This is a genomic window from Streptomyces sp. 8L (genome assembly GCF_020176795.1).
Lineage (GTDB): Bacteria > Actinomycetota > Actinomycetes > Streptomycetales > Streptomycetaceae > Streptomyces.
In genome coordinates, this window is sequence record NZ_JAIUKE010000403.1 from 1 (window position 1) to 11,726 (window position 11,726).

The window sequence follows — 11,726 nt, forward strand, 5'->3', positions numbered from 1 at the left end:
CGCCGAGGTGATCCAGAGCCTGCCCGGCATGGGCACCATGCTGAGCGCGGAGTTCCTCGCCGCGACCGGCGGCGACATGACCGCCTTCGGCACTGCGGACCGCCTGGCCGGTTACGCCGGCCTCGCCCCCGTTCCCCGCGACTCCGGACGCGTCAGCGGCAACCTCCACCGCCCGCGCCGCTACCACCGCGGCCTGCTCCGCGCCTTCTACCTCTCCGCCTTCGCCAGCCTCCGCAGCTGCCCGGCCTCGAAGCGGTTCTACAACCGCAAGCGCGCCGAAGGAAAGGGACACAAGCAGGCGCTGCTGGCGCTCGCCCGGCGCCGGGCCAACGTCCTGTGGGCCATGATCCGCGACGGAGCGTACTACCAAGCCACACCACCGGTCACGGCCGCGGCTTGACAACGTCATTGGGAAGTTCTTTCTCTACCAAGACCTTCCGGGCTTGCCGATGGCCTTGAGGGTCTCGGGGCGTTTGACGGTCTTGCCGACGTCGTAGCGGGGTGCCCGGTGTTTGTTCTTGGCACCGGGTGGCCGTCCGGGTCCGGTGCCGCGGGGTTTGGGAACACGGGCCGGGCAGGCGAGGTGCGCGCGGATGTTCCGGAACCCCCGGCGGACCCGGCCCGGGGTGATCCGGTCGGAGGCGGCGGGTTTCTCCCAAGGCCGGCGGAGGTCGGTGGCGAGGGATCGGGCGAGCCGGAGCTGGGTGTGGGCGACGATCAGGATCCACGTCCAGCGGTCCGCCGCCTCGGGAGTGCGGAGTTTCGGGGTGGTCCAGCCTAGTGTCTGCTTCGCGAAGCGGAAGGTGTGCTCCAGATCGAAACGGCGGAGAAATGCCTGCCAGAAGCGGTCTACGTCGTCCGGGGCTACACCGGTCTTGGAAGACCATAACCACACCGGCGGGGCGTCCCGGTCCTTCGACAGATGCTCGACCTGCAACCGGATCAACGTGCCCTCCACCAGCGGCAGTTCGCCGTCGTGATCAAGCCAGGACGAGCGGTGGGTGAGCCGAGGATGGACCCGGTCCCACGCCTGGGTCTCGGCCTTGCCGTAGTTGGTGGTGTCGGTGAGCGTGGTGATCGCGGGCTCGGGCCACGTCTCCGGCTTGGTGAACCGGAACTCCGGACCGTGCTTGGGCGGGCGGCCATTGACGCCGTGCACCCTCGGTGGTTTCGGCAGACGCATCACGCGGTCGGAGCGGACTCGGCCGACCAGTTCGACGGGCAGGTCGCGCAGGACCCAGGCCAGGCGGGTGACGTCGTAGCCGGCGTCGGCGACGATGGTGATGTCCGGGTCGCCGGGTTTCCACTGGCCCGCGGTGATGAGCCGATCCACCACTCCCCGAAGCTGGGCGGCGGTGACCGCGGTCGCGTCGTCGGCCGGGCCGAGCCGGACCGCGTCCAGGATCGCGGTCCAGGACGTGGCGCCCGGCTCCAGAGCGGCCACGAAGGAGTAGGGCCAGCCCGGGATGAACTGCGACGCGGTTTTCGCCCGGCCGTAGACGTGGCAGAACAGCCGCTCGGCCGAGCACGGCGCGTCCGAGCGGAGCCACGGCGACACATCGACCGCCAGCACCAGGCGTCCGCCGCCGAACCGCGGCAGCCGCAGCCCGGCCAGTACCGTCCGCAGCCGATCGGTGTCGATCCGGCCGTGGTTCAGGCCCCCGTACAGCGCTCCGTGGCCACGACGATGCTCGGGCAGCAGCGTCAGGTCCACCGGGGACTTGACCGCACCGTCGGCGCACAGCACCGCATCCGCCAGCTCGAACAACTCATCGCGGCGAGCGGTCAGACACCCGTAGAACTCGCCCCGGAAGCGTGAGGCTTCCGCGAACGCTTCACTCCGGACAGCATCTCGTAGAAGACTCACCCTCACGGCCTTCGTCTCGGTCACGTGCACCTTGGTCGGAGCACAGGATCAGACGAAGGCCACCCCCGCGTCCGGCGAACTTCCAGGTGAGGGATCAAGTTCGGGACACCGTTCGAGGCGGGCAGCTCACCCTCAACGGGGCAGAGACACAGTGAGATCCACTTCGACGAGCTGGCCCTCGAAGCCCAGTTGCGCGACGCCAACCAATGTGCTGGCGGTGGTGAATGCCGGGCCGATGACCGAGTCGGTGAGCCGCCTCCACACCGCGCCCAGGGCGCCCGTGTCACCGCTGCATACGTAGATCACCGAGCGCACGACATGCTCCGGACGAGCGCCTACCGCCCCCAGAGCAACCAGTGCATTCGTCGCGACCTGGTCTACCTGGATGTCCAGCGACCCGGACCCAACGAGCGAACCTTCCCGATCAAGCGGGCACTGACCTGCCAGGTAAGCCGTTCTACCGGCCTCGACAACGGTGATGTGGTGATAGCCGGGCGTCGCATGCAGTTGCTCCGGATTGATGCGCATGATCTTCGAACTCATGCACGCGAGTCTGACGACCAAGCTGTCGGCGCGCACCACATTTCGCGAGCCAGCAGGCTCCGCACCGACCAGTAGATAAAGAACAAGAGGATGAGCAAGCTCGTTGTGGTCGCCGCGCCGGCGCTGAGGCTCTCGCCCGACAGGCTGTTGTCCGCGATGGCGAACACGGCGGCGTAGGCGACCTGGCTGAGGACCCGCGCGGGCAGGTGCCTGCCGAACACCCCGCTGTCCTGGCCTTTTCGCACCAGGTCGGCCAGGGTCGCGTCGACCGGGCCGAGCAGGGCATGAATCTCCTCGCCGTACTCGCCGCGCCGGAGGCCCAGCAGCACCCGGTACCGGTGCGCCAGGGGCCAGAGGCGGGCGATGAACTCGGCCCACACCGTCTCGGCCGCTCCGCCGGAGGCGCTGACCTCGTCGAGCACGGCCACGATCTCGTCCACCGCCCGCCCCGCGAGGGTCCGCACGAGGTCGGTGCGGGTCGAGAAGTGGCCGTACACGGTGCGGCACCGCTGCCCGCATCCACGCCCTGCCAGCCCTCTACAAGGCCGCCACCGACGGACTGCCGACCCTCGCCGACAAGGGCTACACCGGCGCCGGTATCGGCATCCACGTCCCGGTCCGCCGCCCCAGGGGCAAGTCGGAACAAGCCCTTCACGTCGACACCCGCACAACGAACACCCTGATCAGGGACTCGCGCGCCCGCGGTGAACGCGCAGCCACAGAACTCAAGGAATGCTGGCGAGTCGGCGGATCATGTGACTGATGATCGGTTGTGTCGTTGAGCGGTCGTGCTGGTGGATGTGACGGAGGCGCGACTCGGCGAGTGGGCCGAGGAGTTGGCTGTCCTGTTGGGTGGGCTCGATCATCTGCTCGCGCGGCCGGAGCCGCGGGAGGTGTTCGCGGACTTGGTCGAGGGCCTGCTCTCGGACCTGCGCCGGAAGAACGCGTGGACTATGTCCGCTCGGGCGGGCCACGTCACGCCCTTACGGATCCAAAAGTTCCTCAACGCAGCCTCGTGGTCTGCAGACGGGCTGCTGGACGAGCTGCGTGGGTACGTGGCCGGGCATCTGGGCGACCCGTCGGCGTCGCTGGTGCTGGATGACACCCAGGTGCAGAAGAAGGGGACCAAGTCTGTCGGGGTCGCCCTGCAGTATTGCGGAGTGACCGATGTGAGCTGCACTGATCTTCGTGGAGTCCTTGAAGCCTGGGTTACGATTCCAGGCGTAAGAAGAACCACGAGCAATGCCAGCACCCCGTAAGTACCCGGTGAGCTTCGTGAGCGGGCGATCCGTGAGGTCCGCTCTACGGGCCGCCCGGTGGCCCATGTCGCCCGCGACCTGGGTATCCACAAGGAAGCCTTGCGCGGCTGGGTCCGCCAGGCCGAGGCGGACGCCGGCGAGCGTGACGACCGTCTCACCACTGCCGAGAAGGATGAGCTGAAGGAACTCCGTAAGGAGAACACCGAGTTGAGGCGGGCCAACGAGATCCTGAAAGCCGCCTCGGTGTTTTTTGCGCAGGAGATCGACCGTCCCCGGACGAGGCCGAGCAGGTGATCGAGCACCTGCGCGACAAGGGCCTCGGGGTCGATCCCGTCTGTCGGCTCCAGCTGTCCCCGTCGACCTACTTCGCCCGCAAGAAGCGGCCGAAGTCGGCCCGCCGGCTGCGGGATGAGGAGCTGATACCGCTGGTCACGGCTGTGTGGGAGGACTCCGGCCGCACCTATGGTGCCCGCCGGGTCACCCGCGCGCTGGTCCGCGCCGGCCACCAGGTGGCACGTTGCACGGTCGAGCGGCTGATGCGCGAGCTCGGCATCGAAGGCGTCATCCGCGGCCGGCGGCGCCGCACCACCATCCCGGAGCCGTCTGCCCCGCGCCCGCCGGACCTGGTCAACCGCCGCTTCGCCGCCCAGCGTCCGAACCAGCTGTGGCCGGCCGACCTGACCTACATCCGCACCTGGTCCGGCTGGGTCTACGTCGCGTTCGTCCTGGACGCGTACTCCCGCCGGATCGTGGGCTGGCAGGTCGCCACCCACATGCGCACCGACCTTCCGCCGGACGCGCTGGAGATGGCGCTGTGGCGGCAGAAGATCAAGAAGGGCGCCGACCTGGTCCACCACAGCGACAGAGGGGCGCAATATGTGTCCATTCGGTATACGGAGCGTCTCGCTGATGTCGGCGCCTCGGCGTCGGTCGGCTCCGTCGCGGACAGTTACGACAATGCGATGGCGGAGGCCCTGAACGGCACGTTCAAGACCGAGTTGATTGAGCATCAGGGGCCGTGGCGGGACTTCGACGAGGTCGAGCGGGCCGTCTTCCAGTGGGTCGCGTGGTACAACGGTGAACGGCTCCACTCCGCCCTCGACTACCTCCCACCCGACGAGTACGAACAGGCCTACTGGGCCAGACTGGAAGAAGTCCCGCAGACCGCTTGATCACACGATCGCGGACTCCACAAAACTCGGGACAGCTCAGGTGCGCGACGGCTGGTCCTGCCAGGTCCCGGCCCGCAGAGCGATAAGACCTGGTCGCCACGCGGCCGGACCTCCGGTGGTGAGGGTCCGCGGACGCTCCCGGAGACGGATCTCCATAGCTGCGCTGACCGCTACAAACCCCGTCACAGGGCGCGGCTGATCTACCGGCCGCGACGGGTGATAGCAACCGTGACGGGCGCACGAGCTTCTCCTGGCGCGACTACCGGGGCCTGCTGATCGCCGCCCACCAACAACTCGACGGCCCCATCGTCCTCATCTGGGACAACCTCAACGTCCACAAAGCAGCGGATCTGCGGGAGTTCGCCGAATCCCGCGACTGGCTGACCATCTACTACCTGCCGCCCTACGCACCCGACCTCAATCCTGTCGAAGGCATATGGTCCCTCCTGCGACGCGGCTGGCTCTCCAACGTCGCCTTCAGCACCCCCGAACACCTCGTCCAGACCGTCCGACGCGGACTGCGGCACATCCAGTACCGCAATGACCTCATAGACGGCTGCCTCGCCGAGACCTGTCTGACCAGCAGCACGACATCCCGAGTTCAACCTCAGCAAGTGCGTCGCGGGCCGCCATCCGCTTCCCGGCCTGCAGGCTTGCCCACAGCTCGTGCGTCATGATCATCGTCGCGAGATCCCGCTCCCGCGCCCGAAGCGTGGCGGCTCCTCGCGCTCCTCCTCACTCCACCCCATGGGACGCCGGGGCCTACGGGCACCCGCCCAGTAGCAGTCCGTCGGTAGCCAGCCACTGCCTCCCCGCCGCGACAGGTGTCGTCCGCGACCTGCTGCGTGCATCACTCGATCTCCAGTGAAGTGAAACGGGGCCACTGCTGCTCTGGCTGGTCATTGCGCACACTGAGTGAGAAGCCTCCGGCTCCCTCCGCCGCGCACCACCGGGCCGCGTGCGTCTGTGTGCAGGGGATGCCGTCGATGTCCATCCGCACCTGCCGGGGTGTCACCGAAACGGTGATTCGGTGCGTGGTGGCGGGGTGGAGTCGGCAGATCCGATGGTCGTCGGTGTCGTGTAGCCTACCCATGGTGAGGCTTGCCGTGTTGTGGCCGACGGAGAGCGCCACCGGGTACTTGCTGCCCACCCGTACCGTGACGCCGGCGCTGTTCGAGATGCCGTGCAGGTGTCCGGCGGTGGCGTGCAGGCGGTAGTTGGTCCAGTCAGCGGTGGCGAGGGGGCGGTAGTCGGCCGACACGTAGGCGGTGCCGTGGGGGGGACGGCTGTCGCCGGTGAGGATTGCGGGACCGGCCTTCTCGCTGTCGCCGGTCGACTGCCACTGTGTTCGGTGGGACAGCGGATGATCGGCGTCCGACGGCTTCACAGGAGCCCATTGGGCAAGTTCGTGGAGCAGTCGCGCGGGGGTGGTGTCCCGGGTGACCTCGAGGCGCTGCACCTGTCCGGCTGCCGCAGCGCGTGGTCCGGCTGGCAGTGGGCGTGCGGTGCTGTTGGTGAGCGTGGCCGTGAAGCGTTTCCGCAGCATGGACCTCAAGGCGTCGGCGTCGCGCGCACTCAGGTTCGACTCGTCCAGCCGTTCCGAGAAGGGGTAGGCGAAGAGCCGGGGCTGGGGCAGGTCGTGTGCTACGAGGTCGCGGACCGACCGGTCGAGGTCCGCCGCAATCCGGCGCCGGTATTCGTCCGTGGTCTCGAGGCGTCCTTCGTCCGCCAGCCAGCGCCGGTTGGTGAACACCGACCGCTCGTGTCCGGCGGCGTCCACCGCGGCACGTTCATGGCTGAGGTGGGTGTGGTCCTGGAAGTCCCAGCGCTTCGACCGTGCCATTCGGTTGATCTCGGCCCAGGAGAGGTAGTACGGCCGATGGGTGGCCATCTGTCCAGTGATCAGGTATGCGGCGGCCTTCATCCGGTACCTGGCCAGGACGGGGTCGGCGTGGGTCCACAGCCCGTGCGCGCCATCGTCGAAGGTGAGGTAGACGGTGCGTGGTCCGGGGGTGCGGTGGGTGCACAGGAAGTCGGTGAACTCCCGAGTGGACAAGGTGCGGTAGCCGGTGTCGCGCAGGGCGTGCATCTGTGCGTCGAAGCGCTCCAGGGAGACGGTGTAGCGGCTGCGGTCGTCGGGGCCGATGTCGTGGTAGGCGAGGACGACCGGCGCGTTCCCGGCGGGCGCCACCTCAGCGCCCGCGTCACTGACCGTGTCGGCGGCCGGCGGCAGGCCGCTCTGTTCGGCCACGGCGTGTCCTGGGGCATCGTGCTGCCAGGCCGCGGCGAATGGCAGTACCACGACGGCTGTTGTGAGCAGCCCGAGGGTGGCACGCAGCACCGGCTGCCCAGGTCGGACTCTCTTCAAGGTGTCGCGCTTCACATCCACCGTCCTCGGGTGATCACGAACAGGTAGAGCAGGGCGATCGCGGCGCTTGTGAGGCCACTGGTGAGCGAGCGGCCCAGCCCCCGCAGCAGGGCCTTCATGCGGCACTCCTTGACCAGACGCCGCGGCGCAGCGTGAGCAGGGCGTACGGCAGCAGCCAGGTCAGTATGCAGCAGGACAGCAGGCTCATCAGGGGGCGGCAGCGCCAGGCGCGGTCTCCCGGGTGGTCGAACCGGTAGGCGAGGCCCCAGACGCAACCCTTGAGGACGATCCCGGCCAGATACAGCAGGGTCAGCAGGCCGGCCAGGTGCAGCGGAGCCCACAGCAGGTGCCGTAGGACCAGGGCGGGCGCCGCGATCACCCACAGGGCATGCCCGTAGTACAGCACCGCAGCGGCCGGGCCTCGGCGCCACATGAAACGGCCGGTGAAGAAGAGATTCCTGATGAAGCTCTTCTTCCAGCGGATCTGCTGGTGCAGGAAGGAGCTGAAGCGGGACGGAACTCGGGTCCACACCCGGGCGGAACGCGTATAGCCGGCCCCCCAGCGCAGCTCGGGATAGTCGTGCTCGCGGACGAAGGGCGAGTCGGCGTGCCGCTTCTTGAGCGCGCGGCCGTGCCATGCCTGGCCCAGGACGTATCCGGTGAGCTGGCGATCGGTGGCGAAGCGGAAGGGGGCGCCGAGGAAGCGGTCCTCGGCCCAGGCGGGCAAGTAGTTCCACACGGCCTCGCGGCGGAACGCGGCGAGCGGCCCGGAGACGCAGGTCACCAAGCTGAAGGCGGCCTCGGCGGCCTTACTGACGCGGAACTGGCCCTCGTACCAGATGTCCTGTACCCGGGCCAGCAATCCGGCGTCGGCGTTGAGCGCCCGGCAGTGTCCGCTGACCGCACCCAGTTCGGGGTGCCGGACGAGCGCGGTGACGCAGTGCCGCACGGCATCCGGCGCGACGACGCAGTCGGAGTCCGTGAATAGCAGCACGTCCCCGTCGGCGACGGCGCAAGCGCGGACCAGCGCGCCTTTTTTGCCGAGATTCTTCTCCAGCCGGATCAGAGTGAGCGGCAGCTCTTCGGCGAGGCGTTCCAGTACCTCGGGTGTTCCGTCGTCAGAGGCGTCGTCGACCACGATGAGCTGCAGGCCGGGGTAGTCCACGGCGGCCATGGAGCGCACACACGCCTCGACGTGCGCGCGTTCGTTGCGCACGGCCAGCAGGAAGCTCACCCGGGGCTGTGCGAGGAGGGCCGGAAACGCGTCGGCGTGGCGCGGGCGGCGGCGCAGGGGGCCTAGGGCCGGGTCGTCGTAGCGGCTGTAGGCGAGGTGGAGGAGGCAGATGTTGGCGGCCAGGACCGCCAGGCCGTAGAGGGCGAGCGGGTCGAAGGCGTGAGGTAGGCGGACGACGCCGCGGGCCAGCAACAAGACGAGGGGGAGTAGGGCGAGGAGGGTGAGCAGGCGCACGACGTCGCGACGGACCGGGGGATCCAGGGCTTCGAGGCGAGTGCGGAGCAGGTGGCGGGCGCCAGTGCGGCCCGAGGTGGCCGGCTCGTGGCCGGGACGCAGGACGGTCATGCGGTGGCCTCCGCCGCAGGAAGGACGCCGACCTTGGCCCGCGCCGCCGTCTCGGGGAGCGGGCCGCGCTGTCGGGTGTCCAGGACAGGAGGGGCGTCGGCGGCCCATAGCCAGGTCACGTCGTGCACGGAATGGACAGTGTGCAGGACGACCAGGTCCCAGGGGCGGGTATGCGGATCAGGTACGTGGTGCAGCGCGTCCGCGCCGATCCGGAGCGAGGGCACCAGGGGGTCGCAGTACGCGATATGCGCGCCGGCTTCGGCGAGCCCGGCGAGGATCTCCAGGGCGGGGCTCTCCCGGACATCGGCCACACCCTCCTTATAGGCGACGCCGATCAGCAGGACGCGTGCCTCGCGCACGGGTACGTGAGAGGCCGTGAGAAGGTCGAGGGCGCGTTCGGTGATCCGCGCGGGCCGACGGCGGTTGGCCGCGAGGGCGGTGGCGACCAGAGGCGCTTGCATCCCGGCCTTGCCCAACTGCCAAAGGAGATAATGGGGATCACACGGGATGCAGTGACCGCCGACGCCGGGGCCTGGGTAGAAGGGCATGAATCCGTACGGCTTGGTCGCCGCGGCTTCGATCACCGGGATTGGTGCCAGACCGAGCGAGTGGCAGGCGTCGGCGAGTTCGTTTGCCAGGGCAATGTTGACGGCGCGATAGATATTCTCCCAGAGCTTGGCCATCTCGGCGGTCTCGGGGTCGGCGACTGTCCGGACGAAGGAGGCCGTCGGGGCCAACAGGCCGGCGGCGGCGCGACTGCTGCGCGGCCCGGCGCCGCCGATCAGGCGCGGGGTGCGTTCGGGGGTGTGGCGTTCGTTGCCAGGGTCGATCCGCTCGGGGGCGAAGGCGACATACACGTCCTCGTCAACCGTGAGGCCGCGGGCCCGCAGCGGTTCGACCAGCAGGTCGCGAGTGGTACCCACGTAGCTAGTGGAGGTGAGCACGATCAGCTGGCCGGGCACGGCGTGCTCCACCACCGAGGCGCAGGCCGAGGACAGCGCGGTAAGGTCGGGCTCGCACCGAGCATCGACGGGAGTGGGCACACAGATGACTACGGCATCCGTTTCGCGCACTACGGTGGCGTCCGAGGTGAGCCGGAAGCGGTCGCCGACCGACGCAAAGGCGAGCTGCGCGTGGTGCAGCGGGAATAGGTCCACAGCTCCGCATGCGATGTCCCGCAGCCGGTCCGGGCTGCTGTCGATCCCGATGACGGTGCCACCCGCGTTGGTGAGGGCAAGTGCGGTAGGGAGTCCCACGTAGCCGAGCCCCACGACCGCAACGGTTAGTTCAGATACGTCATCAATAGTGAACTTCACATCGCTATATAGGCGGACTTCCGTGATTAGAGCACTGTCGACACGCTTTGCGCCCCCACCACGCAAGAAGCCCTTTCACACCGGTGGCTCAATGAGGCGGCTCATCGGGCACGAGACGCTGCGTGCGCCTCCTCCAGACGCCGAAGTGCACGGCCACTGCTCGTAACCCATCCCCGTTCGGGCACGTTGACCGCGGGCTGCGGTCTCATCGTGTTCGGTCTGCAGGAGCCGTAGGAGTTCGTAGACGTTCACGCGACCAGCTCCACGTCGTCCCGCCAGGTAGCGGCGGGGGTGGTGGGGCGGCGGAGCATGCCGGCGGTGGAGGCTCAGTAGACGCGGGAGGCCGCGTTGTCGAACCGGTGGTCGTACGCGGGCGAGGCGCCGCTGCAGCATGAGGGTGCCGTTGACCTGCTCGACCACCCACCGCTTGGATTGCGGGACGAAGCCTTTGCCCTGGTCGTCGGGGTTGCGTCGGACTACCTCGACGGTAATGTCCTTCACCGCTCCGTGGATGACCACGGAGTCCTTGAAGCCCTGATCGACCAGGACCTTCTCCAGGCGCGTCCCGCACCGCTGGTCCGCCTGGTTGGTCCAGCAGAGCGATGCCGGCCTCGTTGTCGTGCGCGCTCGCAGCCAGGACCACCACGCCGATGATCAGACCCATGACGTCGACGGCGGGTCCCCGCTTGCGGCCGGGTGTCTTCTTGTTCGCGTCCAGCCCCGTCGTCTCCTTCGGCGCCCCGGCCGCCACACGGACGGACTGGGTGTCGATGATCACCAGGGACGGGTCCTCTAACCGTCTGGTCTGCTCCCGCACCTGGCAGCGCAGGATCTCCTGGATCCGCTGGTCAAGGCCGTCCTCGCGCCACCGGGAGAAGTAGTGGAACACCGCCGACCAGGCCGGAAGGTCGTGCGGCAGGAGCCGCCCCTGACAGTCCGTCCGGTTCTGGTAGAGCAGCGCGTTCACGACCTATCGCAGGTCGCAGGAGCCCGGGTCCCCGGCCGCCGACCGCGCCACCCGTGCCTGCTTCCACGCGGTGACCAGCGGTTCGATCAGCGTCCACTGCTCGTCGGACAAGTCGGTTGAATACGTGCACCGTTCCATGCGGCAACACCATCATGCACACGACATTCCACGAGGACGGAACCGTCCCATAACCCACGAACGGGCGACACCACATCATCAGAAACGGGACTTAACGCCCTCTGGGTGCGGCGTGTACGCGCGGAGAGCCGTAGATCCCGCCGGAATCGGCGTGGATCTTCTTGATCCGCTCGGTCGGGTGTGTCAAGTTAACGGCCCTGTCTCACTTTCGGTGGTGACGTCGTGAGGCGTCCCCCGGAGTGTGGGCACAGGGGCTCATGCCGTGATTGAGAGTTTAGCTGCTCGCAGATGCTGCTGTTCGAACTCCACCGGTGAGAGGTAGTTGAGGGCACTGTGGCGTCTGCGGGCGTTGTAGTAGGTCAGCCACTGGAAGATTTCCAGCCTCGCCTGACGCATCGTCGAGAACAGCCTCTGGTGCATCGTCTCCCTCTTGAGCCTCTGCCAGAACGACTCGGCGAGGGCGTTGTCGTAACTCGAGCCAACCCGGCCCATGCTCCTGCGGATCCCGAAACCGTCG

Annotated in this window: 10 protein-coding genes and 3 pseudogenes; 5 read left to right on the top strand and 8 right to left on the bottom strand. The window is 68.3% G+C overall.

What is annotated here, in order from left to right; genetic code table 11:
- Positions 1-400 (top strand): transposase (locus tag LCE31_RS28610; protein ID WP_225019275.1); only part of this gene is annotated, 400 nt, incomplete at its 5' end.
- A gap of 24 nt (positions 401-424) precedes the next feature.
- Here the strand turns inward: LCE31_RS28610 and LCE31_RS28615 are convergent.
- The 3 genes from LCE31_RS28615 to LCE31_RS28625 form a co-directional block, all read right to left on the bottom strand.
- Complete coding sequence (locus LCE31_RS28615) at positions 425-1,867, bottom strand: NF041680 family putative transposase (protein WP_308042324.1); 1,443 nt, start codon at positions 1,865-1,867, stop codon at positions 425-427.
- A 132-nt stretch (positions 1,868-1,999) separates the two neighbouring features.
- Positions 2,000-2,410 (bottom strand): RidA family protein, encoded by a 411-nt coding sequence (locus tag LCE31_RS28620; protein ID WP_225019279.1) that lies wholly within the window; start codon positions 2,408-2,410, stop codon positions 2,000-2,002.
- Positions 2,407-2,907, bottom strand: coding sequence for a TetR/AcrR family transcriptional regulator (locus LCE31_RS28625; protein ID WP_225019282.1), 501 nt, complete (start codon positions 2,905-2,907; stop codon positions 2,407-2,409). Before LCE31_RS28625 ends, LCE31_RS28620 begins: the two co-directional genes overlap by 4 nt.
- Before the next feature lie 11 nt (positions 2,908-2,918).
- Between LCE31_RS28625 and LCE31_RS28630 the strand changes: the two are divergent.
- The 4 genes and pseudogenes from LCE31_RS28630 to LCE31_RS28645 all read left to right on the top strand — a co-directional run.
- Positions 2,919-3,173: pseudogene (locus LCE31_RS28630) on the top strand (transposase family protein); the annotation flags it as partial.
- Positions 3,174-3,198: 25 nt separating this feature from the next.
- Positions 3,199-3,669: a transposase gene (locus tag LCE31_RS28635; protein ID WP_225019284.1), complete on the top strand. Its 471-nt coding sequence runs from the start codon at positions 3,199-3,201 to the stop codon at positions 3,667-3,669.
- Positions 3,670-3,696: 27 nt separating this feature from the next.
- Positions 3,697-4,841 (top strand): IS3 family transposase gene (locus tag LCE31_RS28640; RefSeq protein ID WP_374118578.1). Its coding sequence is split into 2 segments (ribosomal slippage): positions 3,697-3,916 and positions 3,916-4,841, totalling 1,146 coding nucleotides; the frame shifts between segments, so codons are not numbered across the junction.
- Between the two features lie 40 nt (positions 4,842-4,881).
- Positions 4,882-5,422, top strand: a pseudogene (locus tag LCE31_RS28645) (transposase); the annotation flags it as partial.
- Between the two features lie 269 nt (positions 5,423-5,691).
- Here LCE31_RS28645 and LCE31_RS28650 read toward each other — a convergent pair.
- The 5 genes and pseudogenes from LCE31_RS28650 to LCE31_RS28685 form a co-directional block, all read right to left on the bottom strand.
- Entirely contained in the window at positions 5,692-7,224 is a 1,533-nt protein-coding gene (locus LCE31_RS28650) for a polysaccharide deacetylase family protein (RefSeq protein WP_225019289.1), read from the bottom strand.
- A 100-nt stretch (positions 7,225-7,324) separates the two neighbouring features.
- Positions 7,325-8,788 carry a glycosyltransferase family 2 protein gene (locus LCE31_RS28655; protein WP_225019292.1) on the bottom strand — a complete coding sequence of 488 codons (1,464 nt, stop codon included), beginning with the start codon at positions 8,786-8,788 and terminating at the stop codon, positions 7,325-7,327.
- Positions 8,785-10,104, bottom strand: a complete 1,320-nt coding sequence (locus LCE31_RS28660) for a nucleotide sugar dehydrogenase (RefSeq protein ID WP_225019294.1) — start codon at positions 10,102-10,104, stop codon at positions 8,785-8,787. The genes LCE31_RS28655 and LCE31_RS28660 overlap by 4 nt, the downstream gene beginning before the upstream one ends.
- 248 nt (positions 10,105-10,352) lie before the next feature.
- Positions 10,353-11,209: pseudogene (locus tag LCE31_RS40965) on the bottom strand (IS5 family transposase).
- Between the two features lie 255 nt (positions 11,210-11,464).
- Positions 11,465-11,726, bottom strand: a 262-nt coding sequence (locus tag LCE31_RS28685; RefSeq protein ID WP_225019298.1) for an integrase core domain-containing protein, incomplete at its 5' end; no start/stop codon positions are given.

Excerpts from the sequence above, each read along its gene's own strand:
- LCE31_RS28655 (WP_225019292.1), bottom strand. The coding sequence starts at position 8,788 with ATGACCGTCCTGCGTCCCGGCCACGAGCCGGCCACCTCGGGCCGCACT.
- LCE31_RS28620 (WP_225019279.1), bottom strand. The coding sequence starts at position 2,410 with ATGAGTTCGAAGATCATGCGCATCAATCCGGAGCAACTGCATGCGACG.